This window comes from [Actinomadura] parvosata subsp. kistnae, from assembly GCF_900323885.1.
Taxonomy (GTDB): Bacteria; Actinomycetota; Actinomycetes; order Streptosporangiales; family Streptosporangiaceae; genus Nonomuraea; species Nonomuraea composti.
The window spans coordinates 1,683,364-1,709,771 of the sequence record NZ_OOHJ01000022.1 but is presented as its reverse complement, the minus strand read 5'-3'; the positions used below and the strand labels follow the sequence as shown (position 1 = coordinate 1,709,771).

Below are 26,408 nucleotides of genomic sequence, written 5' to 3'. Positions count from 1 at the left end.
GATGGGATATGTTCGGTTGGCCGATCTGGTACGGGTTGTGTTCCAATTACCCAGCCGGACAGAATCCCATGCGCCCCACGCGTGTCTGATTTTCTTCGAGCACGTACCGGCGAGAGGTTGCGAGACTCAGTGAGGACGAAAGACCCCAGGCACACGAGGTCAGGGGAGTACACAGGCGGACGGTTCCGGCTGGCCAACTGGCGTGTGCGCTCCCGGCTGGTCGCGCTGATCCTCATCCCCACGGTCGTGGGCGTGCTGCTCGCCGGCGTCCAGCTGGCCGACGCCATCGGCACCAGTGCCGAGTACCGCCGGCTCACCCAGGTGGCCGAGCTGGTGCAGCGCATCGGCGCGCTCAACCACGAGCTCGCCAAGGAGCGCACGCTCACCGCGTGGTACGTCGCCGACCGCCGCAGGGGCGGGCGCTTCGTCCAGCTCAAGACCCAGCGCCAGGCCACCGACAAGACCAAGCAGGCCGTGCTCAGCGCGGCCAACGCCATCGACGCCTCCCACTCCGCGCGCGTGCGCGAAGGTGTCTCCGACACCCGCCGCTGGCTGGAGGGCCTCGACAGCCTGCGCGACTCCATGGTCGACAACGTGCCCGCGCGGGCCTCGATCAGCACCTACAGCACGATGATCGAGATCTTCTCCGGCATCCAGGCCGACCTGGGCGACGGCGTCAGCGACGACGGCCTCCAGGGCGACGTGGCCGCGCTCGGCTCGCTGCAGCGGATGAAGGAGGAGGTCTCGAAGCAGCAGATCATCCTCATCGTGACGCTGCTGCAGCCCAACCGCAGGGTCGACAGCGCCGACTGGGCCGACTTCCTCGGCTCCTGGAACGCGCAGCAGGCCGACCTGGCCTCCTTCGAGGCCGAGGCGAGCAAGGCCGACCTCGACGCCTACCACAAGAACGTCCGCGGCCTCCAGGTCGACCTCGCCGACGCCATGCGCCAGCGCGCCCTGGCCCAGGTCCGCCAGAGCAACCGCATCACCGACCTCGACGTCACCACGAACCGCGACCTCAACGACTGGTTCGAGAGCACGACGGTGACCGTCAACGCCATGCGCAAGGTCGAGGGCAACCTCGCCGGCAAGATCGTGACCACCGCCACCGACCTGAGCAACACCGAGCAGCGCGACGCCATCATCTCCGGCGCGCTCATCCTCGTCCTGCTGCTCCTCGTCCTGGTCATCACCACCCGCGTGGCCGGCTCGCTGGTCCGGCCGCTGCGCCGGCTGCGCGCCGAGGCGCTCCAGGTCGCCACCAGCCGCCTGCCCGACACCGTCCGCATCCTGCGCGAGTCCGGCGAAGGCGCCCAGATCCCCGAAGTACCGTCCATCGGCATCAACACCCGCGACGAGATCGGGGAAGTGGCCCGGGCCTTCGACGAGGTCCACCGCGAGGCGATCCGGCTGGCCGGCGACGAGGCCAAGCTGCGCGCCAACGTCAACTCGATGTTCGTCAACCTCTCCCGCCGCAGCCAGACACTGGTCGAGCGGCAGCTCCAGCTCATCGAGGGTCTGGAGCAGGGCGAAGAGGACGAGCAGCGGCTCGCGAACCTCTTCCGCCTCGACCACCTGGCCACCCGCATGCGCCGCAACAGCGAGAACCTCCTGGTCCTCGCCGGCCAGGAGGCCGCGCGCAAGTGGAGCGAGCCGGTGCCGCTGGTCGACATCGCCCGCGCCTCGCTGTCGGAGGTCGAGAACTACGAGCGGGTCCAGATCCAGATCCCGTCCGGCACCCTCATCGTCGGCCCCGCCGTCACCGACGCCGTCCACCTGCTCGCCGAGCTGATCGAGAACGCCATCTCCTTCTCCCCGCGCGAGAGCAAGGTCACCGTCACCAGCACCCCCGCCGAGGGCGGCGTCCTGGTCACGATCAACGACCTCGGCATCGGCATGAGCCAGGAGGAGCTGGCCGAGGCCAACTGGCGCCTGGCCAACCCGCCCGTCGTCGACGTGTCCGTCTCCCGCCGCATGGGCCTGTTCGTGGTCGGCCGCCTGGCCCTGCGCCACGGCATCCGCGTCCAGCTCAGCATGCGCGAGACCGGCGGCCTCAGCGCCCTGGTGTTCATGCCCGACATGCTCATCAGCAACGGGCAGGGCCTGCCGCAGCAGGGCGGCCAGTACGAAGCGTTCACCTCGTTCGACCCGAGCATGTTCCAGCAGCAGCCGCCCTCGCGCAACGGCTCGCACCCGTCGTTCGACGACATGCCCGGCCACATCGTCGACACCCAGTGGCCCGGCTCGGTGCCGGCGCCCGGCACGGGCAACTGGCCCTCGTTCGGCGAGCAGCCCGCCACCCCCGACCCGCAGCCGTCCGCCTTCGGCGACCAGCCGTCGGTGTTCGGCGACCAGCCGGCGCCCGCGTCGGGGTCCGGCTTCGGCGACTCCTTCGGCGACCGGCCGGGCTTCGGTGACAAGCCTGGCTTCGGCGACCCGTTCGGCGATCAGCAGCAGCCGAAGGCCGACGAGCCGCGCTGGCCGTCGTTCTCCGAGGAGCCGCCCGCCGTCCCGCAGCAGCCCGCCGCCTTCGGCGAGCCGCGCTGGTCCTCCTTCTCCGAGGAGCCGCCCGCGCCCGCCGCGGAGCAGCCCTCGCCGTTCGCCGAGAACCGGTGGCCGTCGTTCGCCGAGCAGCCGCCGCCCATGCAGCAGGACGACGAGCCGCGCTGGCCGTCCTTCGCCACCGAGCCGCCCCCGCCGCAGCCGCAGCAGGACGACCAGCGCTGGACGTCCTTCGCCGACCCGCTGCCCCGCAGGTCCCTGTTCGACGCGGAGGAGCGGCAGCGGCCGCAGTTCGGCGACACCTACCGCTCCCCGTTCGCCGACGAGCCCAAGCCCGCCGACCAGTTCGAGCAGAACGGTCACTCCGGCTACAACCCGTTCGGCCCCGGCGAGTACTCCTCCCAGGACATGACCGGCCCGCTCCCCGTGGTGCGCAACTCGCCGCTGGAGGAGCAGAGCGAGGAGTTCCTGCCGATCTTCTCGTCGGTCGGCTCCGACTGGTTCCGCCGTCCGGACCCCGAGGTCCTGCAGCAGCGCCACGAGCCCGAGGGCGAGCACGAGATCACCGCCGTGCACCCGGCGGTGCCCGGCGAGCCGCAGCAGCCACCGGCCGCGTCCGCCGCGTCCTCCGCGAGCGGCAAGCCGGCGCTCCCGCAGCGCAAGCCCGGGCAGTCGGGCGTCAGCGCCCCCTCCTGGTCGTCGCCCGCGGACTCCGGCTTCCAGGCCGCGCAGGCGGCCGCGCAGCCGCAGCAGGCCGGCACCACGCCGTCGGGCCTGCCCCGCCGGGTCCCCAAGGCGAACCTGGTGCCCGGCACGGCCAGCCTCGCCGAGCCTCAGCCCACGTCACCGGCGCCGCAGATCTCACCCGAGCGGCTGCGCAGCCGGCTCTCCAGCTTCCAGCAGGGCGTCCGGCAAGGCCGGGCGTTCACGCGCGGTGAAGAGAATCAGCAGGAGGACAAATGAGAGAAATGAGCCAGGGAGCGCGCGGCATAAGCTGGTTGATCACGGACTTCGTGAACAACGTGCCGGGCGTCGCCCACACGGTCGTGGTGTCGTCCGACGGGTTGCCGCTGGCCTATTCCGAAGGCTTCCCCAAAGACCGGGCCGACCAGCTCGCCGCGGTCGCGTCCGGTGTCATCAGCCTGACCCAGGGTGCTGCGCGGGTCTTCGAGGGCGGTATGGTGACGCAGACTGTTATCGAAATGCAGCGTGGGCTCTTGATGATCATGTCGATCAGTGATGGATCCTGCTTGGCGGTCCTGGCTGCTCCCGACTGTGACATGGGTCTGGTCGCGTACCAGATGACCTTGCTGGTCGAGCGGGCGGGTCAGGTACTGACTCCGGCCGTACGCGCTGAGCTGCAAGCGGCCCGCCCCCGATAGCGGGGCGGTGACAGGAGAAGAATGGTGTCAGGTCAGCAGGGTTGGGCTGGTGATAGCACTCCGCCGCATCCGGCGGCTCCCCGTCCGCAGAAGCCGAGTTCCCTGGTACGGCCCTATGCCGTGACCGGGGGGCGCACCGCTCCGCGGATGAAGTTCGCCATGGAGGCACTCGTGTCCTCCGTGACGTCGGAATACCAAGACATTTCCCTACTAAGTCCGGAGTATCAGGCGATCATTAACCTGACCCGGAACGTCCGGTCGGTCGCCGAGATCTCCGCCCTTTTACGCCAGCCTCTGGGTGTGGTCCGGGTGCTCATCGCCGACATGGCGTCGGAGGGCCTGATCCGCGTGCACCAGCCTGCGCTGGACGCGGGAAAGCCGGACCTCAACTTGCTCGAAAGGGTTCTCAGTGGACTTCGCAGGCTCTAGCCCCGGCCTAACCTCGACGAAGATCGTCGTGGCCGGGGGCTTCGGCGTGGGCAAGACGACGTTCGTGGGAGCGGTCTCGGAGATCCTGCCGCTCACCACCGAAGCGGTCATGACGGACGCCTCGGCGCACGTCGACGACGTCTCCCTCACCCCGAACAAGACGACCACGACCGTGGCCATGGACTTCGGCCGGGTCTCGCTCGACCGTGACCTGATCCTGTACCTGTTCGGCACCCCCGGACAGCACCGCTTCTGGTTCATGTGGGACGACCTCGTCCGGGGCGCCATCGGCGCGGTCGTCCTCGTCGACACCCGCCGCCTGGCCGACAGCTTCCCCGCCATCGACTACTTCGAAGAGGCGAAGCTGCCGTTCGTCATCGGCATCAACGGCTGGGACGGCCACTTCGCGCACGCGGAGGAGGAAATCAGGGAGGCGCTGTCGATCGGCGACCACATCCCGATCGTCCGCCTCGACGCCCGCCAACGCGAATCAGTCAAGTCCACCCTGATCACGCTGGTGGAACACGCCTTGACCCGCCACATGCACACCCCGGTCTAGGCCGTCCCCACGGGTGCCGCCTCCCACACAGGCGGCACCCACCCGTTGCCCGATGGGGTGGTTGCCCGTGAACGCCCGCCCCGATCGGGCCTCGCTCCGCTCGGACGCCCCTCTCCTGGCGCCTTGCGGCGCAACCCCCGCGCCTGACGGCGCCATCGTGCCCACCCCTTGCCCGTGTAGATGGTCGGCCGTCTTCTGCCCACCCTGCCGTGGAGGCATTGGCAAGGTTGTTGCCCAGGAAGCCGCATGGCTGAGACGACGTCCTGACAGGGGCGCCCCTCAAGGACGATCTTGCCCGTACGCGCCCACGGCGATCTTGCCCGTGGGCGCCCACCCCGATCGGGCCTCGCTCCGCTCGGACGCTTTCTCACGGCGCCTGGTAGCACACCTCGTGGCGACCAACGGCGCTTGCAGCGCACCCCCGTGGCGACTGGCGGCGCTTGCAGCGCACCCCCGTGGCGACTGGCGGCGCTTGCAGCGCACCCCCGTGGCGACTGACAGCGCTTGCAACGCACGCCGTGCCGCCTGACGACGCTCCTCAGCGCCTTACAGTGCGCCAGAAGCGCAAGGACTTGCAGCCAGGTTTCTTATGTCCGACTTTTGCACCCCCTCAAGCTGACGATTCTGTCGGCGATTGGCATAGATTCGTCAGAGTTCAACGTCGCCACCGAGGTCGGCCGGCGCTACCTTCGCCGCGAGGAGCGACAGCCGTCGGCGACCGGGCGTTCTTGATCGATACGTGACTCGCTGATGGGCGCCCCTCGTTGCCTCTGCCGAGTGCGATCCCGCCGTGGCGCTATTGTGCTTCGCCGGCCCCACAGGGGCCGCTAGTCTAATGTCATGCTGACACGCCTGGAAGTACGCGGCTTCAAAAACTTGCTGGACGTCCAGGTGGAGTTTGGCCCCTTCACGTGCATAGCGGGGGCGAACGGTATTGGAAAGTCGAACGTATTCGACGCCATAGAGTTTCTGTCCGCGATGGCGAGCGAGCCATTGATGGAATCTGCCCAGAGGGTCAGAGGGGCGTCCGGTGTTCGTGGCGGCGACCCACGGGATCTGTTCTGGGACGGCTATAGGGAGCATCCCCGCGAGATACATCTGGCCGCAGAAATGATTGTGCCGGCTGTGGTGGAGGATGATCTGGGAGCGGTCGCGGACGCTACAACGACTTTTCTGCGATATGAGGTGAGCATTCGCTACGCGCCGCCCAGCGGAGAGAGCAGCATCGGGCGTCTGGTCCTCACCCGTGAGGAGCTGCGTCACATCACGAGGGGCGACGCGGCGAAACACCTGAAGTTTCCGCACAGTGCGAAGCGGTTCCGTGGCTCGGTGGTCACCGGCCAGAGGCGTGGCGGTGCCTTTCTCTCGACGGAGGAGCGGGAGAGCGGCACGGTCATCAACGTCCATGGAGATGGCGGAAGCTTCGGTAAGCCGCAACCACGAGCTGCGGCGAGGGCGGGACGCACGGTTCTCAGCACCGTCACCACGAACGACTATCCCACGATCCTTGCGGCGCGCCGGGAAATGCAGAGTTGGAGACGTCTCGCACTTGAGCCCTCCGCGCTGAGAGCGCCGGACGATTTTTCGGCTCCCCGCGCGATGTCCGCCAATGGGCGGCATCTGGCAGCCGCTCTCTTCCGGATCGCGAACGAGAGTGGTCGTGACGGCTTGGACGCTGATTCCGCGGCTGTCTATGCCAGGGTCTCAAGTCGGCTCGCCGACCTTGCCGGGCTGGGGGTGGAAAGCGTTTCTGTGGAACCGGATCCAGTTCGCGAGGTCTTCACCCTGTTCATGCAGGAAAAGGGTGGATTGCGGCTGCCTGCTCGCGCCCTTTCTGAGGGAACGCTTAGATTTCTGGCGCTATGCGTATTGCTGGAGGACCCGACGGTATCTGGGTTGATATGTATGGAGGAGCCGGAGAATGGAATCCACCCGGCGAATCTGCCTGCTATTGTTGAGCTCGTTCGAGATCTCGCGGTAGACCCTCGGGAGGGTCCAGGAATGGAGAATCCGTTCCGTCAGGTCATTGTCAACACGCACTCTTCTGGCGTGGTGCAGTTGTGCGACCCGGATGATCTTTTGCTGGCGGCACTGGTACCACAGAAGGCATCGGACGGATCTGTCGGAGCGTCGCTGTCGCTGCTGCCGTTCCGGGGTTCATGGCGGGCTGCCGCAGACGGTCCGGTTTTCTCGGAGGCTGACCTGGTGGAGTTCCTTACGCCACCTCCGGGCCGTCATATCCAGCTGCCGGTGGACTTCGAGATATGAGGGGAGATGTATATACGGGCATCTTTGTCGCGGAGGGCAGTTCCGATGCGCCTCTTGCCGGTATCGTCGAGTCCCTCTTCGCTGCCAGGGGTGTCGCGCTGAGGCTGAGCGCGCCGGATTTCGAACGTCTGGGCAAGGTCAGTAAGGACGTCGCGTCGCGTGTCGAAGCGGGCATCAGGCTCATGGGCGGGCTGCAGCCCGACGTCGTCGTGGTGCACCGCGACGCGGACAACGCGGGCATGGAGGCTCGTCAGCAAGAGGTGCGAGAGGCCGTCAAGCGCGTGGGATACACGAACGCGTGCGTTCCAGTAATTCCCATACGAATGACTGAGGCCTGGCTGCTTCTCGACGAGCAGGCGATCAGACATGTCGCGGGAAACCCTCGTGGCCGGGCCGGTCTCGGTCTCCCGAAGGTGCACGAGGTCGAGGCTCTGTCCGACCCGAAGTCGTATCTTCGTCAGTGCATTCTGAAAGCCGCGGAGGTGACCGGTCGCCGCCGTGAAAGTGTTGCCAAACGATTTCCCCAGCATAGGAGGCAGCTGCTTGACCGGCTGAACTGTAATGGGGAGGTCGTCAGATTGGACGGATGGCGTGCTCTGTTAGAGAGCGTCGAAGAAGTAGTGCTGACCTTCGGCGGCTGAAGCTGGTGCACGCCATGGCCGGCATCCTCGTATTTTCGCCACCCTGACCGCATACCTCTTGCAGGGACGGAGAGAAGCACAGGATTTCCTTGATGACTTGCCCCATGGCGTGGTGGGTGCAGCCACCTGATCCTCGCCGGCAAGACGCCACCGGAGGGAGCGGTTTGCGTGCCGGGCGGGGACGTCACTGGTACGGGATGGTGATGCCGGCCGCACGCAGGCGTGCCTCGACCAGCGCGTTCAGCCGGGCGATGGACGGCTCCTGATCCTCCCCATGGTGATTGACCAGGCCGTATCGGGCGGCGGTGTCCGACTGGTTCCCAGGGGTGGTGGGCATTTCCAGGGCAGCCCGGTTGGACAGCAGCTTGTCCGCCAGCGCCGACGCCAGCTCCTCGATCCTCGGGTCGTCGGGGTCCCAGGACCGTGCTTCGATGCCGCGCTTGATCAGCTCGATGAGCTCGGAATCGTCCAGCGAATGTTCGAGCTGGGTCAGGAAGCTGTCGAAGATCGCGGGGATGAGCGCTCTGGCCAGGACCATGGCCTCGCGTTGGGTGGCCACGTAGTCGGGGCTGAAGCCGAGCGCGGTCAGGCGGTCGAGGACGGCGCAGGCCCGGTCGGGGAGCAGGGCGCGGTCGCCGTGGGCGAGCCGGTCGAGGGTGTCGCGGCGGGCGATCAGGTCTTCGATCTGCTCGGTGAGGCGGCGGTGGACGTCGTTCAAAGTGGCGGCGAACTGCTCGGGGTCGGCGTCGAGCAGGTCGCCGATCTCCGCCAGCGGCACGCCCGCTCCCGCCAGCGTGCGGGCCTGGGCCAGGCGGAGCAGGTCGGCCGAGCGGTAACGCCGGTAGCCGGAGCTGTCCCGCTCCGGCTCCTTGACCAGGCCGAGCCGGTGATAGTGCCGCACCGTCTTGATCGTGACGCCGACGAACGCCGCCGCCTGGCCGATCGTGAGCCCGTCCGCCATCGGCTCAGTGCACCTTCGGATGGTGGGCAGGCACGGTCTCGCGCATTACCGCGTTGATCAGGGCACAGGCGGCCGTGCACGGGAGCGGGCTCCGGCCGCGGCCGGCCTGCGCGCTCACCTCAGGGTGCGGGTTTCGGGCGATCACAGGGGTGAGGGTAGCGCGCATTTGTCGCTTCTCATCGCTTTTGTCGCTGCTGCGGGGATGGCGCTATGCGGGGATGGCGCTGTTGGGGGATGGTGCTGCTGCGGGGATGGTGCGCGGCTGCGGGGATGGTGCGCCGTGCTCGTGGCGTTGCACGGCGCAGGCCAGCCAGTCATTGATGTGGGCCGGTGGGGGATTGGTGCGGGCAGTGGCAGTAATTGGCGCGGTCGGCTGGTGGGGAGGGCCCATGCTGGCTGGTTGGCCGGCTTGCCTGGCCCTGTCGTCGTCGGTGTTGGCTGGTGGGAAGGGAGGGCCTGTGCTGGCTGGTCGGTCGGCTTGGCCCGGCCCTGTCGTCGTCGGGTTGCCTGGTGGAGAAGGGGAGGGCCCGTGCCGGCTGGTCGGTCTGCTCGCCCGGGCCGTCCCAGTGTCAGTCGGTGGGGAGGGCCCGTAGCAGGTGGTCGGCCAGTTCGCCTGGGCGCGACAACATCACCATGTGTCCTCCGGGCATCTCGTCCGGGACGAGGCCGAGGCGTTCCTTCACGTGCTGCCGTACGAACTCGGGTGTGAAGAGGCGGTCGTCGCTGCAGAGCAGGTATGTGGTGGGGACGTCCGGCCAGGCGGTCAGGGACCAGGGTTCGGAACAGGCCAGGTCCATGTTCAGGTCTGCCCTGAGTGCGCGGTCATGGCTGAGCACCTGGTCGGCCAGGTCGCGGGGGACGTCGTGGAAGTAGAGTTCGTACTCGTCCTCGATGCCGGGCGAGTGCCAGCCGCTCTGCTCCCACCAGGCGGCCGGTGTCTCGCCGGGGGTTGGGATCATGGCGGTGAGGAGGACGAGCGCCGAGACGTTGGTGCGGGCGCAGACGAGCGGGCCGACGAAGCCGCTCCAGGAATGGGCGACCACCACCAGCGGGCGGCGCTCGCCGGCTGCCTGGGCGACCGCGTCGGCATAGTCCCAGAGGGTGGCCTTGGGGTCGGACATGGGGAGATCCATCGCGACCGTGTCGTGTCCGCGCTCGCGCAGCTCCTTTTCGACAAGGTGCCAGTCGAAGGCGCTTGCGCCGCCGCCGTGGATGAGGGCGAAGGTTGTCATGATGATGGAGACCGCCGGCGGCGCGCTAACTCATCGGAGCTCGGCCCGGGCGATTTCGAGGGCGGACCATTCGTTGAGCGAGAGCTGGTAGGCGTTGGACAGCTTCTTCAGGGTGTCGGCGCTCGGGACGGCGCGGGCCTGCTCGAAATCGTTGATGGTCGATTCGGCGATTCCCGTTCGCGCGCTCACCTCGCTTTGTGACAGGCCGATATTCGTACGGGCCTGCCGGAGCTTGCCGGCCAGAACTCCTTCAGGGCCGGGCGGGAGGGCGTCCGGAGCGGTGGCTTGCGAGTGCGCCGGCTTTTCCGTCTCGGAGGCGACCGGGATGGAATGGCCCAGCGCCTGGACGCCGATGAACACGAGCCCGAAGAAGACCAGCGCGCCCGGCACGATCAGGAACAGGCCGGACGAGGTGGAGGACGGGCCGGGGGTGCGTCGCTCGTGGGATCTGACTCGGGTGACCTTGCCGCTCTTGAGGCGCCGCACATGCGCCCTGACGCGAACCATAGGACGAGATTAAGTTGCGCCTCTGACGCATTATCCGGCGAATTCGCATGGAGTAAGTTAATTCGAGCTCCGGAGAGACGTTTACCTTGCTGAACGGCAATCAGGGAGAGCTCGGTCTTGTCACGAAGGCACGAAGGCGCGAACACGAAGTCACGAAGGCGTGAAGTCACGAAGTATTTCGGCAGGCGGCTTCGGCGACGCTGAACAATTCCGTGACCATCGGCTCCACCGCTGCCTGCACCTGTTCGGCCGGTTCGCCGGCGAGGAGGCGGCGGCGGATCTCCGTGTCCAGAACGCGGTCGACCGCCGAGGCGAAGGCGGCCATGAGGTTCGGGCGTAGTCCTTCGCCCAGTGGCGGCGGCTCCTCGGCCAGGGCGGCGGCGAGCAGGTGCTCGCGTTCCTGGCGCAGCTCCAGCTCCCTGCCGCGCAGGGCGGGGCTGGCGTCCAGGGTGCGCTGGTACTCGACGCCGTGCCCGAGCAGGCCGGCCACGTGATAGTCGGCGAGCAGTCGCAGGTAGCCGTGGGCCAGGGCCTGTGCGACGGATTCCGTCTCGTGGCGGCGGGTGCGGACGGCCGTGCTCGGCAGGGACACGTAGGCGTCGCGTTCCTGGAAGAACAGGTCTTCCTTGGTCGGGAAGTGGTTGAAGACGGTCTGGACGGCGACGTCGGCCTCGCGAGCGACGTCGGCGATCGTGACGGCGTCGAAGCCACGGTCGAGGAAGAGCCGCATCGCCGCTTCGCCGATGGCCTGCCGCGTCTGCTGCTTCTTGCGGTCGCGTCGGGTCGGGGGCGAGGTCTGGTGCATGGTCCCAGCGTAGGGGGTGCGGGGCGGGTCGCTACATCGTTGTAGTCACTCCATGGATGTAGTGGTTATAGTGATGTAGTCACTACATTTGAGGGGATGCGCATGACACGGCACTGGACGCTGCCCAGGATTCTGATCGCGCTCATGGCGGTCGAGACCGCCCTGGGCGCCCTGCTGTTCGACCTGGTCCTGTACGACACCGCGCACGAGCACCTGTTCAATCCGGCCTGGCCACCGCACGCGAAGTTCCACGACGCGCAGTACATCGTCACGTCGCTGGCGTTCGGCCTGCTCGCCCTCGCCTTGCTGGCCGGGCGGCGGGGGGACCCGCACTCCCGGCTGCTGTGGGCGGCGGGGATCGTGGCGGTGCCGTGGGCCAGCATGTTCCCCGCGCTGCTGTTCCCCGGCACCGCCACCTACGACCCGGAGTTCAGGGACGAGACGCAGTTCGTCCTCGGCCTGCACGGACAGATGTTCATGGCCCTGGTCACGCTCGTCGTCCTGGCGGTCGCGGTGCTCCTCGCGTCGGCGGCGCGGCGGGAGCGGGTGAGCGCGTGAAGCTGTTCGTGCTCGGGGCGAGCGGTGGCACGGGAGCGCAGCTCGTCGCGCAGGCGCTCGACGCCGGGCACCACGTGACCGCCCTGGCCCGCGACCCCGCCGCCATCCCTAGGCGCGACCGCTTGACCGTCGTGCGTGGGGACGTGCTGGAGCCCCACGGCGGCTGGGGGCGGGAGGTGGCGGGGCACGATGCGGTGCTGTCGTGCCTGGGGAGCGCGCATCGGCGGCCCACTACGGTCTACTCGCAGGGCATGGTCGGGGTCATCGCGGCCATGCGGGACGGTGGAGTGCGCCGGTTGGCCTGCGTCACGTCGGCCGCCCTCGCCCTGTCCCCGGCCGCGTCGCTGGGGCGCCGGTTGCTGATCGGAGGCGTGGTGCGGCCGCTCTACAGGCACATGTACGCCGACATGACGCGAATGGAGGGCATCGTCAGAGACAGCGGCCTCGACTGGACCATCGTCCGTCCGCCGAGGCTGACCGACGGGGCGCTCACGGGGACCTACCGGATATCCGCCGACGGGCCCCTGCCGCGCGCCCGCGCGTTGTCGCGCGCTGACCTCGCACATTACCTGCTCGGTCACCTCGACGATCGGGCTACGTGGAGAGCCATGGTCGAGCTCGGCGGCCGGTGATCGGGCACCCGTGCTGGCAACCTGGCAGGTCGGTGATCGGGCACGCATGCCGACGACATGGTGGGTCGGTGATTGGGCACCCGTGCCGGCGACGTGGCGGGTTGGCGACCGGTCACCCGTGCCGGCAACCCAGCGGGTCAGGTGCAGCTAGCGGCAGACTGTCCCCGATGGGGGCAGGGTGCCCGAGGTCAGGTAGTCGTCGATGCGGGACGTGGCGCAGGACGTTCTGAGGTAGGCGCTGTGCCCGTTGCCGTCGTTCTCGTCGTTCACCAGCAGGCCGGAGCCGTCGATGTGTGACGACAGGCTGCGTGCCCACGACAGCGGGGTGGCGGGGTCGTGGGTGTTGCCGACCACGAGCACCGGCGGGACGCCACGAACGTGCAGCGGGCGTTGCGGGTTCGTCGGCCGGATGGGCCAGCCGAGACAGCCCGCCGTCATGTCCCAGAACTCCGAGGTGCCCTTCATGTGCGGGGCGAGCCGCCTGACGCGGTCGAGCCGGGCGCGCAGGTCGCGGTAGCCGGTGACGCCGGGCTCGATGTCCAGGCACAGGATCGACCGGTACGCCGACGTGCTCGCCGCGTCGTCCAGGGCCGAGGCGCGCATGGACGCCAGGATCTGGGCGTCCCCCTGCTCCGCCTGGACGAGGGCGTTGGCCAGGCCGTTGCTGTATTCGGGGAGCTGGTTGAGGAAGACGTAGGTGACGTAACGTAGCTCCTCGCCGGTCAGTGGGCGGCCGCCCTTGACGGGGATGGGCTCGCGTTCGGCTCTGAGCAGCAGGTCGTCCCACAGCCGGGCGACGTCGCGGCCGTGGAGCGTGCATGCCGTAGTGCCGGCGCACCAGCGGACGAACTGGGCGAAAGAGTCCTCGACCGCCACCGCCGCGTCGGTGACCAGCCGGTTGGAATCCATGCTGTGGTCCACCGCGCCGTCGAGGGCCATCGTGCGGACCCGGCCGGGGAACAGCCGGGCGTACTCGGTGCCGAGCATGGTGCCGTACGACTTGCCCAGGAAGCTGATCTTCGGCTCGCCCAGGGCGGCTCGGACGGCGTCGAAGTCGCGGGCCACGCTCGTGGTGTCGATCTCGCGCAGCAGCGGGCCGGTGGCGGCGAGGCAGCTCAGGCCGACGGCCCGGTTGTGCGCGACCAGCTCACGGTAGTCCGGCCTCGTCTCCGGGAACTGGGTCACGGACGGATCGTGGACCGGGCGGTCGCACGTGACGGGCGTGCTCTCGCCCACCCCGCGCGGGTCGATGCCGACCACGTCGAACCGGCGCAGCAACTCGGCGCTGACCGCGTACTGCGGGTAGTCGCGTACCAGCATCGCCGCCTGGCCGCCGGGGCCGCCCGGGTTGAAGAACAGCGTGCCGATCCGCTCGCCGGTGGCCTTGCGGCGCGCCACGGACAGCTTGATCGTGCGGCCGGCCGGGGCGTCCCAGTCGAGCGGCACCTCCACGGAACCGCACTCGGCCTGCTGCCGCTCACCACACGGCCGCCAGGAGATGGGCAGGGGTGTGAAGGCGGACGCGGAGGTGGGGATGAGGGCGGGCGCGGAGGCGGATGCGGAGGTAGGGGTGGGGACGGGTGCGGAGGCGGACGCGGAGGTGGGGGTGGGGGCGGGCGCGAAGGCGGACGCGGAGGTGCGGGTGAGTGCGGACGCGAAGGCGGGCGCGGAGCCAGAAGTGAGGGCGGGCGCGGAGGCGGAGGTGAGGGCGGGGGCAACGAGGGCGTGAAGGCGGAGGCCGGCGCGGGCGCGGGTGCCGGGGGCAGTGTCAGGAGGAGCGCGAGCAGTGCGTGGTTCACGGTCGACCATGCTGCTCGCGTACGACGTCACAGGGATTCGGCCGAACGGCCGATCCGGCTCGTCCATCCGGCCGACCCAGCACCGGGCGGCACGCTCAGATGCGGGACAGCAGCTCGGCCTTCTTGGCCTGGAACTCCTCCTCCGACAGCACCCCCGCGTCCCGCAGCTCGCCCAGCTTGGCGATCAGCTCGGCCACCTGGAGCCCGCGATCCACCGAAGCCTGCGGACGGCGCGGAAGGGCGGGGGCGGCGGGGGAGGGGATGGCGGCCAGGACGGCGGCGGCGAACGGCAGCGAGTGGTGGGTGGCTCCCCAGCCGAGGCTGAAGGTGACGGAGGCGGGATCCTTGGTGGGGTCGGAGGGCATGCGCCGCCCGCGCAGCTTCAGCCGGAGCGAGCCGCTGGCCCCCTCGGGGGCGTGCCACTGGACGCCGTCGAGGTCAGTGACGCGGTAGCGCTGGTCGCCGGCCGCGTACTTGGCGGCGGAGGCCCCGGACCAGAACCAGGTGAAGGTGACGGCGTCGCCGTCGAAGGAGGCGGCGCCGTCCCAGCCCTTGAAGGCGCGCGGCACCGGGGGAGCGGCGATGAGGAAGCGGTCGGCGGGGTCGCGTCCGGTCAGGGCGGCGCGCAGCTCGTCGGCGTAGTAGTCGGCGAGCGTCTCCTTGGCGGCGGGCAGGACCAGCCGGAACGGGTCGGCGGACGCCTTGAGCTGCCCGGCCGCGGCGGTCAGCACCGGATCGGCGCCCTGACGGGGCACCACGCGCAGCACCATGGTGCGGCGCCGGCCCCGGGTGAGCGTGACGTCGGCGAGGGCCGCGTAGGGGACGACGCGTTCGCCGAGCGCGGCGACGAGCCGGGGCGTGCCGCGCTGCCCCGGGGTGATGGTCAGCGTCTCCGACCTGAAGGTCCAGGTGCAGCCGAGGCCCGCTAAGACATCCTCCATCACCCCAGCGTACGCGAGGGCACCCCAGCGTACGCGAGGGGCGTTACACGGTGGCGTGGCCGCGGACGAGGCGGCCGACCTCGGCGCGCAGGTGCACGAAGTCGGGGTGCTCGCGGGTGGAGATCTGGTCGCGGGGCGCGGGCAGGTCCACCTTCAGGTCGCCCACCACGTGCGCGGGCGCCTTCGACAGCACGACCACGCGGTCGCCGACGTAGACGCTCTCGTCGATGTCGTGGGTGATGAGCACGATCGTCATCTGGTGGTGGCCGCGCACCTTGAGGACGAGGTCCTCCAGGTCTTCCCTGGTCTGCGCGTCGACGGAGCCGAACGGCTCGTCCATGAGCAGCAGCGTCGGCCGGTAGGCCAGGGCCCGCGCGATCGCGACCCGCTGCTGCATGCCGCCGGACAGCTGGAACGGGTACTTGCGGCCCGCGCCGGCCAGGCCCACGGATTCCAGTGCCTCGGCGGCGGCCTCGCGGCGCTGCTTCTTGTCCATGTTCTTGCGGCGCAGCGGCAGCGCGACGTTGTCGGCGACCGACATCCAGGGGAACAGGGAGCGGCTGTAGTCCTGGAAGACCACGGCGAGGTTGTCCGGCGTCTGGCGGACGAGGTTGCCCTCCACCCTGACCTGCCCGCCCGTCGGCTGGATGAGGCCGGCGATGGAGCGGAGCAGCGTCGACTTCCCGCAGCCCGAGGGCCCCACGATGCAGAGCAGCTCGCCCGCGGCGACGCTCAGGTTGAGTCCTTCGATGGCGTGGTGCGCGTTGGGAGTACCGCCGCCGTACACATGGGAAAGGTTGTCTATCTCGAGCAATGGAATTCCTAGGGGGCGAGACCGCGGTCAGCACGGGCAACTCTTTGAGAGTCGGAATTGACTCTAGCGGAGCGGTAAATGCTGGACATGTCAGTCAGGTAAACCTAATCTGGCGCGATCTTACTCTCGCACGATCGGGCCTGTCATGGGAGCCACAGGCTCAAACACTCCACGACTCCCTTTCGTTCAGCGCCCGCACGTCGGCGTCGGAGATGCCGCGCTGGGCGGCCTCCATGGCGGCCAGCTCCTCGGCGGTGAGCACGTCGCTGACGTGGCGGAACCCGTCGGGCGCCCGCTCGGCGACCAGGCCGATCGTCTTCTCGATGGGCAGCGAGCGGTGCGCGAGCACCAGCGCCGACGTGGGCGGGCGCCGCTCCGCCTCGTACGCGGCCAGCGCCGCCGCCGGGTCGTCGTGGGTGGCCAGGCAGCGGGCCAGGAACCGGGCGTCGAGCACGGCCTGGGAGCCGCCGTTGGAGCCGATGGGGTACATGGGGTGGGCGGCGTCGCCGAGGAGGGTGACGCGGCCCTCGCCCCAGCGGGGCAGCGGGTCGCGGTCGACCATCGGGTATTCGAGTATCCGCTTCGTGGCGGCGAGTAATGCCGGGATGTCGACGAGCGGGTACTTCCACGATGCGAAATGCCGGGCGACATCGGCGTGGCTGCCGGTGCGCGACCAATCCGCGTCGGCGACGATGCCCGGCTCGGCCACCTTTACCTCGGCCACCCAATTGAGCAGCCGCGGATTGCGCGCCGAGATGTGATAAGTGACGAATTTCGCGGCGGAGTTCGAGCCGCCGGCCAGCACGGTGGCCCCGTCGAGCACCTGGTCGCTCTCGCCGATCCCGCGCCACATCCTGATGCCGCCCCACCGCAGCAGGTCGCCGGCCGGGTCGTGCAGCCGGGCGCGTACGGACGACTGCACGCCGTCGGCCCCGACCAGCACGTCCACCCGTTCCCGCGACACCCGCCCGTCCTGACGGAGCGTGACGAGCACGCCGTCGCCGTCTTGCTCGAAGCCCTCGAACCGGACGCCGGTGCGCACGGGCCCGATACGCCGCTCGACCGCCGCGAGGAGCAACATCTGCAGCTCGCCCCGGTGCACGCTGTATTGGGGCCACCGGTAGCCGGCCGACCGCCCCCGGGGCAGCGCCATGATGATGTTGCCGTGCCGGTCGGCCACCGACATGAACGTCGTCTCCACGCCCAGCTCCGCCAGCGCGGGGCCGAGCCCGAGCTCGGTCAGCTCGCGTACGGCGTGCGGCTGCACGTTGATGCCCACGCCGAGCGGCCGCAGCGTGCGGGCCGCCTCGATCACCACGCAGTCAAGACCGGCGGCGTGCAGGCTCAGCGCCGTGCTGAGCCCCCCGATGCCACCGCCCACGATCATCGTCCTCATGGTCATGCCCCCGGATGCGATGCCGTCCCCGGGGTGACTCTAATCGACGAGTTGCTGGGCGGCGTGGTGCCAGCCGAGCACGCGGCGCTCGGCGATCAGGAACAGCTCGTTGAGCAGGTAGCCCAGGATGCCGAGCAGCACGATGCCGGCCCACATGGCGGGCAGGTCGAAGGTCGCGTACGCGTCGGTGAGCTGGAAGCCGATGCCGTTGGTGGTGCCGGGCAGCAGCTCGGAGAAGACCATGACGATCAGGGACAGCGACAGGGCCAGCCGCAGCCCGGCGAACATCTTGGGCAGCGCGGAGGGCAGCACGACCCGCAGCAGCCGCTCGGCGCGCGACAGCCGGAACGCCTGGCACGTGTCCAGGTGCAGCGGCTCGACGGAGCGGGCCCCGTCGGCGGTGTTGAGCAGCACCGGCCACACGATGCTGAACATGATGAACGCGAGCTGCATCCGCAGCCCGAACCCGAACACCACCAGGAAGACGGTCACCAGCGCGGGCGGCGGGATGGCGCGCAGGAACTGCAGCACGCCGTCGAGGTAGTCGTACGCTCGCGCCGACAGCCCGACCGCGAGCCCGAGCACGACCCCGGCCAGCGCGCCCCCGGCGAACCCGAGCGCCATCCGGCCGAGGCTCGGCAGGATGTTCGCGACGGCCAGGTCGGTGAGGAACCCCTGGCCGGCCGGGCCGGAGAACCACATGGCGTGCATGCGGGTCACGATCGTGCTGGGCGGCGGGAAGAACGCGCTGGCCGCGAGCCGGGTGGCGGCCTCCCAGAGCAGCACGAGCACGACCAGCACCAGCGTCCGGAAGACGGCGGCCCGCATGCCGCGCCCCCTCATGACCGCTCCCCGAGCCCGGCGTGGTGCCGGCGCAACGCCGGCCTCATGACCGCTCCCCGAGCCGGGCGTGGTGCCAGCGGAACGCCCGCCGTTCCACGGCCACCAGCAGCGCGTTCACCGCGACGCCGAACAGCCCCACCCAGAACACCCCGGCCAGGATGTCGGTCATGCGCGCGGGCACGGCGATGCCGGCGAAGAAGATGAACACGCCGATGCCCTCGCCGCGGCCGGCCACGATCTCCGTGCTGACGGTGAGGATGAGCGCCACGCCGGCGGCCAGCCGGAAGCCGGTGGTGATGAACGGCGTGGCCGACGGCAGCGAGACGCGCAGCAGCACCGCGAGGGGGCCGAAGCCGTAGGCGCGCAGGGACTCCTTGGCCAGGGGGTCGACGCCGCGCAGGCCGTACATCGTGTTGTAGAGGATGGGCCACAGCGAGGCGTAGACGACGAGCGTGATCCGGTGCTGCAGGCCGGTGCCGATCACGAGCGCGACCAGCGGGATCAGCGCCACGGACGGGATCGGCCGCAGGAACTCCACGACGGAGCGCGTGGCCGCGTCGATGACCGGCACGCTGCCGAGCAGCAGGCCGAGCGGCACGGCGAGCAGGGCCGCGACGCACAAGCCGATCGCCCACGCGAGCAGGCTGGTCAGGGCGTGCGCGCGGAAGGCCGGGTCGAGCAGCAGCGCGACGGCCCGGCCGACGATCTCGGAGGCGGGCGGCAGGAACTCGCGGTCGGCCAGCCCGGTCCTGCTGACCAGCTCGATCAGGGCGGCGAAGGCGAGGGCCCCGGCCGCCCGGCGGTACCAGCGGGAGGACGCCGCCGGGCGGGGACGGGGCAGGGTCTGAGTGCTCACCCGGACGTGGTGGGCGACATGAGCGACTTGACGTCAATCTGCTTCGAGAGCCACTTGGCTTCCCACATCCAGTCGGCGACCCGTTGCAGCCGGACCGGGTTGTCGCTGCTGGAGAAGTACGGGAAGGTCACGGTGGCCGCGGTGGCGGCGTCGATCTGGGTGAAGTTCGGCAGCACCTTGGCCACCACCTCGCGGTTGTTCTCCATGAGCTTGGCCGCGTTGTGGATGGCGCGCTGGAAGGCGGCCGCCGTCTTCGGGTTCTTGTCGTACCACTCCTGGCTGCTGACGTAGCCGGAGATGGGGAACTCCGCGGCGGGGCCGGAGGCGGGGTCGAGGATCTTGCGGGCTCCCATGGTGGAGGTGGCGGCGGTGACCATGGGCTCGCCGAGGTAGGCGGCGTCGATCTGGCCGCCCTTCCACGAGGGCATGATGTTCTGGAACGTCACCTGGACGTACTTGATGGTCGCGGGGTCGACGTTGTTGGCCTTGAGCACCTGCGTGAGCGCGAGCTCCTGGAAGTTGTGCAGGACGTTGACGTTGATCGTCTTGCCTTCCAGGTCCTTGGGCGTCTTGATGGGCGAGGTGGGCAGGGCCATGATGCTCAGCGAGTCGGGGGCTGCGCGAGAGCCCTCGGCCAGGATGCGCAGCTTCAGCGCCTGCTTGTCGTGGGCGGCGAACATCGACACGTAGTTGCCGAACATGGCGTCGATCTCGCCCTTCACCAGCATGGGGATGGCCTCGGGCGCGGCCTGGACGACCTCGGGCGTCACGTCGAGGCCCTCCTGCTTGAACAGGCCCTGGTCGATGGCGACGTAGATGGCGGCACTGTCGATGGCGGGCAGGGTCGCGACTTTGAGCTTCGTCTTCTCCAGGCCGCCGCCGGCGGAGGCGGAGGGCGGGGCGCTGGCGGTGGTTTCGGTGCCCGTGCTGCACGCCACGGCGCCGAGTGTCAAAGCGAACCCGATGATGGCGGCTCTGGCGGAACGGCCAAGCCTCATGTCAGGGACTCCCTTCAGATGGAGCCAGGGGGGGACCGGGTGGCTTCTGCTCCCGGGGGCTGTGTGCCTGACGCACAACAGGGATTGACCGTAGCACCTAATAGGTGGTCATTATCGCGAAGATAACACTTGTGGTTGCAATGTCCGATTGCCGCTATATCGTGAAAATTTGACGACCGTAAGAAAGTTGGCGTTTGTCCGGTTTGGGAAAGGAGGTGACTGGCGGGACCGCGGTTACTGGCGTGGTGTTCACCCGATCTTTTCTGCGAGTCAGGATGGGGCTCGCGGAACGATCAATCCTTGCCGCATATCCGCTGGTAGAAGGCCATTTACCGATTCCGCCAGATTTTCTGGACATCTAGGGATAAACACCTCATCAAGGCACTAGTAGTGGTTGGCCATGGTCGACTCGTGTGCTCAAATGGCGCTTATCTCGACGGAACGCAATTGCCCTACGTGAAACCGCGCATGTCCCCGAGAAATCCCCCCAAGGGCGAGAGGTTGCGAAGGCAAGTGAGAACGCAGAGCGCTGAAGCTTCCGCTGACCGCGAGCCGCACGGCCATCAGAAGCGACGGCCGTCCGATCCGCCATCGAAGAGATTCGGATTGGGCAACTGGCATGTACGATCGCGCCTCGTCGCGCTGATCGTCGTCCCGACGGCCGTCGCCGTGGGCCTGGGCGGGCTGAGCGTCGTCACCTCACTCAGCGACGCCAACACGTACCAGACCCTCAGAGAGGTCGCCGAGCTCAGCGAGCAGCTCGGAGCCGTCACCCACGAGCTGGCCTTCGAACGCGACGAGACCGCCCTCTACATCGCCCAGGGCCGGCCGAAGGACCGCGAGGCGCAGCTCAACACCACCCACAACGAGGTGAACAGCCTCATCGAGGGCGCCAAGCAGCGCGCGCTCGCGCTCACCGACACCCACGCCGAGGCCGTGCGCCCGGTGCTGCGCCGGCTCGAAGAGGTGCCGACGCTGCGCGAGACGGCCGTCAAGGGCAAGATCCAGCCGCTGCCGATGATCGAGAAGTACTCGCAGATCATCGCGCGGCTGCTGCAGTTCCACGACCAGGTCGGCCAGGTCGCGGTGGACGACCAGGTGGCCGACAGCGCCAGCGCCATGTCCGCCATCTCGCGGGCCAAGGAGCAGGCGTCCAAGCAGCGCGGCATCCTGGCCAGCGCGCTGGACAAGAAGGGCTTCGACAGCGGCGAGCTCGACGCGCTCACCGACGCCAAGTCGCGCGAGGAGAGCGAGGAGACGCTGTTCGGCGTCCTCGCCAATCTCGACCAGCTCGAGCTCTACCGCAACACCGTCGTGGGCCGCGACGTCGACCAGACCGACCTGTTCCGGCTGCGTGCCATGGCGCAGGCGTCCGAGGGCAAGGAGCTGAGCATCGGCGTGCGGCCCGACCGGGACGTGGCCACCTGGTTCGAGGTCAGCACCGGCAAGATCGACGCGCTGCGGACCGTGGAGAAGGAGCTGTCCTCCTCCGTCATCCTGCGCGCCCGAGCGCTGGAGGAGGGGGCCAACCGCTCGGCGCTGATCTCCGGCGTCCTCATCCTGCTCCTGCTGATCGTGGTGCTCGCGATCATCTCGCTCATCGCCCGCTCGCTTATCAGACCGCTGCGCCGGCTGCGCCGCGAGGCGCTCGACATCGCCGGGCAGCGCCTGCCGGAGACCGTGCGGCAGCTGCGCGAGAGCGGTGACGGCAGCGTCGGCCCCGTCGTGCCGATAGGCGTGGACACTCACGACGAGATCGGCGAGGTCGCGCGGGCCTTCGACGAGGTGCACCGCGAGGCGGTCCGGCTGGCGGGTGAGGAGTCGCGGCTGCGGTCCAACGTCAACGCGATGTTCGTGAACCTGTCGCGGCGCAGCCAGACGCTGGTGGAGCGGCAGATCACCCTGATCGACGGCCTGGAGCAGGGCGAGCAGGACGAGCAGCGACTGGGCAACCTGTTCAAGCTCGACCACCTCGCCACCCGCATGCGCCGCAACAGCGAGAACCTGCTCGTGCTGGCCGGCCAGGACCCGCCCCGCCGGTGGAGCCAGCCCGTCAAGCTCGTCGACGTGGCCAGGGCCTCGCTGTCGGAGGTCGAGAGCTACGAGCGGGTCGTGCTCCAGGTGCCCGACGGCGTGTCGGTCGCCGGGCAGGCCGTCAACGACGTCATCCACCTGCTGGCCGAGCTGGTGGAGAACGCGCTGTCGTTCTCGCCGCGCGAGACCAGGGTGACGGTGTCCGGCAGCCGGATCGACGGCGGCGGCGTGATGCTGTCGATCACCGACTCCGGCATCGGCATGACCCAGGAGGAGCTGGTCCAGTCCAACGAGCGGCTGACCGAGGCGCCCAGCGTGGACGTGTCCGTCTCGCGGCGGATGGGCCTGTTCGTGGTGGCCAGGCTGGCGCACCGGCACGGCATCCGCGTCCAGCTCCGCCCGCACAGTTCCGGCGGCCTGACCGCGATGGTGCTGATCCCGGAGAACATGCTGGGCTCCCAGGCTCCGGCCTTCGCCGGGATGCCGTCGTTCTCCGGCAACCAGCCGCCGTCCTTCTCGGGCAACCAGCCACCGCCGTTCTCCGGCGACCAGCCACCGGCCTTCGCGGGAGCGGGAGCGGGAGCGGGGGCAGGGGAATCAGGCGGCGAGCCGTACGCCGGGCCGCATCCCGCCCCGCCGGCCACCGACTGGCCGCAGCCCACGTTCCAGATGGGCCCCGGGCACCCGTCGTTCCCGTCGAACCCCGAAGGCGGCGGCAACTGGGGCGGCCCCTGGCAGCCCGACCCGTGGCAGCCCGACCCCTCCGCGTGGCCGGCCGAGCCGCGCACCGGCTTCCAGAGCGGCGACATCTGGACGCCGCCCCGCGGCTCCGTCCAGAACGGCGACCGGAGCCTGCCCCGGCGGCCCGTGCCCGCACCGCCCCCGGGCGGCTGGAGCCAGGACACCAACCCGCCACAACGGCCGGGCTTCGGCTTGCAGGACTCCGAGCCCGAGCCCGGCACCGACCCCATGCCGGCGGCACCGCCCGCGTCCGCCGGCGACGACTACCTGCCGATCTTCGCCGCCGTCGAGTCCGCCTGGTTCGGCCGCGACACGAACGGCGCGAGCTGGGGCTCCTCGAAAGCGGACGCGGGCTGGAGCGCGGCGGAGGCAGTGGTGGAACCGGTACGCGACGGCGCGACGGCGGCCGGGCTGCCCAAGCGGGTGCCCAAGGCCAACCTGGTGCCCGGCTCGGCGGACACCGCGGCCTCCCCGCAGGGCGTGATCCCGCTGCCGTCGGTCTCCCCGGATCGGGTGCGCAACCGGCTGTCCAGCTTCCAGCAGGGCTTCCGCGCGGCACGCGACGACATCAGCGAGGGCCGGGCGCTCCCGCCGGCGGGCCCGAAGCAGAGTGAGAGAGAGGAGGGCGCATGAACGACCTCAGCCACGCGGCACGCGGCGTCGACTGGCTGATCACGGACTTCGTCAGCACGGTCCCGGGCGTGGCGCACGCGGTGGTCGTCTCGTCCGACGGGTTGCCGCTGGCGGCGTCGGCGGGTTTTCCGGCCGATCGGGCCGATCAGCTCGCCGCGATCGCGTCGGGTCTGGTCTCCCTGACCCAGGGCGCGGCCAGGGTGTTCGAGGGTGGTGCGGTCAATCAGACGATCGTGGAGATGCAGCGCGGCCTGATGTTGATCATGTCGATCAGCGATGGCTCCTGCCTGGCGGTGCTGGCGGCGCCGGACTGTGACATGGGTCTGGTGGCGTACCAGATGACGCTGATGGTGGACCGCGCCGGTCAGGTGCTGACTCCGGCTGTGCGCGCCGAGCTGCGCGCCAGCCAGACCAGGTGATGTACGTGACAGACCCGAGATGGAACAGCGGCGGTTGGGCCCCTCCGCCTCAGCCACAGCCCCAGTCGCAGCTGACTCCCGACCCCGCTTCGCCCGTCCGCCCGTACGCTGTGACAGGTGGACGGACGGCGCCGCGGGTCAAGCTGGCGATGGAGGCCCTGGTGTCCTCGGCGACCGCCGAGCAGCGGGAGTTCTCCCACATCACGCCGGAGTACCAGGCGATCAGTCAACTGTGCCGGCAGGTCCGGTCCGTGGCAGAGGTGTCGGCCCTGCTACGGATCCCGCTCGGCGTGGTCCGCGTGCTGATCGCTGACATGGCCGCCGAAGGTCTGGTCCGCGTGCATCAGCCACAGCTGGACGCCGGCAGGCCGGACGTCAATCTGCTCGAAAGGGTGCTCAGTGGACTTCGCAGGCTCTAGCCCCGGCCTCACCTCGACGAAGATCGTGGTGGCTGGAGGGTTCGGGGTGGGCAAGACGACGTTCGTGGGAGCGGTGTCGGAGATCATGCCGTTGACGACGGAGGCCGTCATGACGGACGCCTCCGCCGGGATCGACGACCTGGGCATGACACCGCTGAAGTCGACCACCACCGTCGCCATGGACTTCGGCCGGGTCTCCCTCGACCGCGACCTGATCCTGTACCTGTTCGGCACGCCCGGGCAGCACCGGTTCTGGTTCATGTGGGACGACCTGGTGCGCGGGGCCATCGGCGCGGTCGTGCTGGTCGACACGCGTCGCCTGGCCGACAGCTTCCCGGCGATCGACTACTTCGAAGAGGCGCAGCTGCCGTTCGTGGTGGGCATCAACGGCTGGGACGGACAGTATCCGCACAGCGACACCGAGGTGCGCGACGCCCTGACGCTGGCGCCGCACATCCCGATGGTGCGGCTCGACGCCCGCAAGAAGGACTCGGTCAAGAACGCGCTGATCCAGCTCGTCGAGCACGCGCTGACGGTCCGGATGGCCGTGCCCGGCTGGGGCGGCTGATCCGCGGCGAGTCCCCGGGGTGCGTTGACGCGGGGCCGATCACATGATCACAATGGCTCCCGCCGAGCATCGCAGGAGCCCGCACGCATGAACGTGAGGAACCCGATCACCGGTCAGCCCGACAGAGCCCTCGCCCCGATCCCGCCCGACCGGCTGGCCGCCGCCGCGGCCGGGCTGCGCGCGCGGGCCGCCACCTGGAGCAACGCCGATCGGGGTGCGGTTTTGTCCCGGTTCGGCGCCGCGCTGGCCGACGACGACGATCTCCTCGCTGCCCTGGTGGCCGACACCGGCCGGGTGGGGGAGTCGCTGCTGGAGCGCCGGCTCGTGGCCGCGCTGATCGAGCGGTGGGTACGCCAGGCGCCCGCGCTGCTCGCCCCGCCCGCCGAGTTCCCCGCGTCCGTGCCGGGGGTGGTCGTGGCGGGGGACGCGGTGCCGTACGAGCTGGTGGGGGTGATCACCCCGTGGAACCTGCCGCTCCTGCTCGGCCTCATCGACGCCGTGCCCGCGCTGGCCGCGGGCTGCACGGTGCTGGTCAAGCCGAGCGAGGTGACGCCCCGCTTCATCGAGCCGCTGATGCGGCTGGTCCCCGACGAGCTGCCGCTGCGGGTCGTCGAGGGCGACGGGGCGACCGGCGCGGCGCTCGTGGACCTGGTGGACGCGGTCGTGTTCACCGGCAGCGTGGCCACGGGGCGGCGGGTGGCGACGGCGGCGGCGCGCGCGTTCGTGCCGGCGTTCCTGGAGCTGGGCGGCAAGGACCCGGCGATCGTGCTGGCGGGCGCCGACCTCGACCGTGCCGCGTCGGCCGTCCTGTGGGGCGGCACCGCGAACGCCGGGCAGTCCTGCCAGTCCATCGAGCGCGTCTACGTGGCCCGCGAGGCGCACGACGACTTCCTCGACCGGCTCGTGGCCAAGGCCGCCCAGGTGGGCCTGACCTGCGAGGGCGGCCCGATCGGCCCCCTCATCAAGCCCGGCCAGGAGGACGTGATCGCCGCCCACCTGGCCGACGCCGTGGCCAAGGGCGCGACCGTGCACACCGGCGGCGCCATCGAGCGGCACGGCGGCGGCCACTGGTGCCGGCCGACCGTGCTGTCCGGCGTCGATCACGGCATGCTGGTCATGACGGAGGAGACGTTCGGTCCGGTGCTGCCGGTCATGGCGGTGTCCGGCCCTGACGAGGCGGTGGCGCTGGCCAACGACTCCGTCTACGGCCTGTCGGCGGCGGTCTTCGCCGCCGATGAGGAGCAGGCCCGCGCCGTCGCGGCCCGCCTCCAGGCCGGCGCGGTGAGCGTCAACGACGCCGGGCTGACCGCGCTCGTGCACGAGGGCGAGAAGAACGCCTTCCGCCTTTCGGGCCTCGGCGGCTCCCGCATGGGCGCCGCCTCCATGGGCAGGTTCCTGCGCCGCAGGGCCTTCCTCATCAACCGATCCGGCGCCGCCGACCCCTGGTGGCACAGCACGAAGGAGTAGCCGA

The 26,408-nt window shown here is 69.7% G+C and carries 24 protein-coding genes; 13 read left to right on the top strand and 11 right to left on the bottom strand.

The window, feature by feature from the left end:
* Positions 1 to 129: 129 nt before the first annotated feature.
* The 6 genes from KIS93_RS50455 to KIS93_RS50430 all read left to right on the top strand — a co-directional run bounded on the left by KIS93_RS50455 (position 130) and on the right by KIS93_RS50430 (position 7,781).
* Positions 130 to 3,465: a nitrate- and nitrite sensing domain-containing protein gene (locus KIS93_RS50455; RefSeq protein ID WP_155128444.1), complete on the top strand. Its 3,336-nt coding sequence runs from the start codon at positions 130 to 132 to the stop codon at positions 3,463 to 3,465.
* Complete coding sequence (locus KIS93_RS50450) at positions 3,462 to 3,884, top strand: roadblock/LC7 domain-containing protein (RefSeq protein WP_020546551.1); 423 nt, start codon at positions 3,462 to 3,464, stop codon at positions 3,882 to 3,884. Before KIS93_RS50455 ends, KIS93_RS50450 begins: the two co-directional genes overlap by 4 nt.
* Positions 3,885 to 3,905: 21 nt before the next feature.
* Positions 3,906 to 4,313 carry a DUF742 domain-containing protein gene (locus KIS93_RS50445; RefSeq protein WP_225272260.1) on the top strand — a complete coding sequence of 136 codons (408 nt, stop codon included), beginning with the start codon at positions 3,906 to 3,908 and terminating at the stop codon, positions 4,311 to 4,313.
* A gap of 28 nt (positions 4,314 to 4,341) precedes the next feature.
* Positions 4,342 to 4,872 (top strand): GTP-binding protein, encoded by a 531-nt coding sequence (locus KIS93_RS50440; protein ID WP_230465528.1) that lies wholly within the window; start codon positions 4,342 to 4,344, stop codon positions 4,870 to 4,872.
* An 840-nt stretch (positions 4,873 to 5,712) separates the two neighbouring features.
* Positions 5,713 to 7,140, top strand: coding sequence for an AAA family ATPase (locus tag KIS93_RS50435; protein ID WP_080042372.1), 1,428 nt, complete (start codon positions 5,713 to 5,715; stop codon positions 7,138 to 7,140).
* Positions 7,137 to 7,781 (top strand): DUF4276 family protein, encoded by a 645-nt coding sequence (locus KIS93_RS50430; protein ID WP_080042371.1) that lies wholly within the window; start codon positions 7,137 to 7,139, stop codon positions 7,779 to 7,781. Before KIS93_RS50435 ends, KIS93_RS50430 begins: the two co-directional genes overlap by 4 nt.
* A gap of 184 nt (positions 7,782 to 7,965) precedes the next feature.
* Here KIS93_RS50430 and KIS93_RS50425 read toward each other — a convergent pair whose 3' ends face one another.
* From KIS93_RS50425 to KIS93_RS63945, 4 genes are all read right to left on the bottom strand, one after another.
* Positions 7,966 to 8,742 (bottom strand): MerR family transcriptional regulator, encoded by a 777-nt coding sequence (locus KIS93_RS50425; protein WP_080042370.1) that lies wholly within the window; start codon positions 8,740 to 8,742, stop codon positions 7,966 to 7,968.
* Between the two features lie 569 nt (positions 8,743 to 9,311).
* Positions 9,312 to 9,974: an alpha/beta fold hydrolase gene (locus KIS93_RS50420; protein WP_080042369.1), complete on the bottom strand. Its 663-nt coding sequence runs from the start codon at positions 9,972 to 9,974 to the stop codon at positions 9,312 to 9,314.
* A 30-nt stretch (positions 9,975 to 10,004) separates the two neighbouring features.
* Entirely contained in the window at positions 10,005 to 10,481 is a 477-nt protein-coding gene (locus KIS93_RS50415) for a helix-turn-helix domain-containing protein (protein WP_080042368.1), read from the bottom strand.
* Positions 10,482 to 10,647: 166 nt separating this feature from the next.
* Positions 10,648 to 11,286, bottom strand: coding sequence for a TetR/AcrR family transcriptional regulator (locus KIS93_RS63945; RefSeq protein ID WP_080042367.1), 639 nt, complete (start codon positions 11,284 to 11,286; stop codon positions 10,648 to 10,650).
* 96 nt (positions 11,287 to 11,382) lie between these two features.
* Here KIS93_RS63945 and KIS93_RS50405 point away from each other — a divergent pair, with 96 nt between their 5' ends.
* Positions 11,383 to 11,844 (top strand): DUF6640 family protein, encoded by a 462-nt coding sequence (locus tag KIS93_RS50405; RefSeq protein WP_230465527.1) that lies wholly within the window; start codon positions 11,383 to 11,385, stop codon positions 11,842 to 11,844.
* The gene (locus KIS93_RS50400) at positions 11,841 to 12,476 is read left to right on the top strand and encodes an NAD(P)-dependent oxidoreductase (protein WP_080042366.1); all 636 of its coding nucleotides are present in this window, start codon (positions 11,841 to 11,843) and stop codon (positions 12,474 to 12,476) included. The genes KIS93_RS50405 and KIS93_RS50400 overlap by 4 nt, the downstream gene beginning before the upstream one ends.
* Before the next feature lie 147 nt (positions 12,477 to 12,623).
* Here the strand turns inward: KIS93_RS50400 and KIS93_RS50395 are convergent, their stop codons facing one another.
* The 7 genes from KIS93_RS50395 to KIS93_RS50365 form a co-directional block, all read right to left on the bottom strand.
* Positions 12,624 to 14,285, bottom strand: coding sequence for an alpha/beta fold hydrolase (locus tag KIS93_RS50395; RefSeq protein WP_186404886.1), 1,662 nt, complete (start codon positions 14,283 to 14,285; stop codon positions 12,624 to 12,626).
* 85 nt (positions 14,286 to 14,370) lie between these two features.
* Positions 14,371 to 15,216, bottom strand: a complete 846-nt coding sequence (locus KIS93_RS50390; RefSeq protein ID WP_080042364.1) for a DUF4429 domain-containing protein — start codon at positions 15,214 to 15,216, stop codon at positions 14,371 to 14,373.
* Between the two features lie 43 nt (positions 15,217 to 15,259).
* Positions 15,260 to 16,030: an ABC transporter ATP-binding protein gene (locus KIS93_RS50385; RefSeq protein WP_222107928.1), complete on the bottom strand. Its 771-nt coding sequence runs from the start codon at positions 16,028 to 16,030 to the stop codon at positions 15,260 to 15,262.
* A gap of 160 nt (positions 16,031 to 16,190) precedes the next feature.
* Positions 16,191 to 17,417 (bottom strand): flavin-dependent oxidoreductase, encoded by a 1,227-nt coding sequence (locus tag KIS93_RS50380; protein ID WP_080042362.1) that lies wholly within the window; start codon positions 17,415 to 17,417, stop codon positions 16,191 to 16,193.
* A gap of 48 nt (positions 17,418 to 17,465) precedes the next feature.
* Positions 17,466 to 18,269, bottom strand: a complete 804-nt coding sequence (locus KIS93_RS50375; protein ID WP_080042361.1) for an ABC transporter permease — start codon at positions 18,267 to 18,269, stop codon at positions 17,466 to 17,468.
* 43 nt (positions 18,270 to 18,312) lie between these two features.
* The gene (locus KIS93_RS50370) at positions 18,313 to 19,125 is read right to left on the bottom strand and encodes an ABC transporter permease (protein WP_080042360.1); all 813 of its coding nucleotides are present in this window, start codon (positions 19,123 to 19,125) and stop codon (positions 18,313 to 18,315) included.
* A complete protein-coding gene (locus tag KIS93_RS50365) occupies positions 19,122 to 20,123 on the bottom strand; it encodes an ABC transporter substrate-binding protein (protein ID WP_080042359.1) in 1,002 nt (333 codons plus the stop codon). The genes KIS93_RS50370 and KIS93_RS50365 overlap by 4 nt, the downstream gene beginning before the upstream one ends.
* A 606-nt stretch (positions 20,124 to 20,729) precedes the next feature.
* Here KIS93_RS50365 and KIS93_RS50360 point away from each other — a divergent pair.
* The 5 genes from KIS93_RS50360 (at position 20,730) to KIS93_RS50340 (ending at position 26,404) form a co-directional block, all read left to right on the top strand.
* On the top strand, positions 20,730 to 23,531 hold the full coding sequence (locus KIS93_RS50360; RefSeq protein ID WP_186404885.1) for a sensor histidine kinase: 2,802 nt from the start codon (positions 20,730 to 20,732) through the stop codon (positions 23,529 to 23,531).
* Positions 23,528 to 23,950: a roadblock/LC7 domain-containing protein gene (locus KIS93_RS50355; RefSeq protein ID WP_080042345.1), complete on the top strand. Its 423-nt coding sequence runs from the start codon at positions 23,528 to 23,530 to the stop codon at positions 23,948 to 23,950. Before KIS93_RS50360 ends, KIS93_RS50355 begins: the two co-directional genes overlap by 4 nt.
* A complete protein-coding gene (locus KIS93_RS50350) occupies positions 23,950 to 24,369 on the top strand; it encodes a DUF742 domain-containing protein (protein WP_080042357.1) in 420 nt (139 codons plus the stop codon). The genes KIS93_RS50355 and KIS93_RS50350 overlap by 1 nt, the downstream gene beginning before the upstream one ends.
* Positions 24,350 to 24,937 (top strand): GTP-binding protein, encoded by a 588-nt coding sequence (locus tag KIS93_RS50345; RefSeq protein WP_080042356.1) that lies wholly within the window; start codon positions 24,350 to 24,352, stop codon positions 24,935 to 24,937. Before KIS93_RS50350 ends, KIS93_RS50345 begins: the two co-directional genes overlap by 20 nt.
* An 87-nt stretch (positions 24,938 to 25,024) precedes the next feature.
* On the top strand, positions 25,025 to 26,404 hold the full coding sequence (locus tag KIS93_RS50340) for an aldehyde dehydrogenase family protein (protein ID WP_080042355.1): 1,380 nt from the start codon (positions 25,025 to 25,027) through the stop codon (positions 26,402 to 26,404).
* The last annotated feature ends 4 nt before the right edge of the window (positions 26,405 to 26,408 follow it).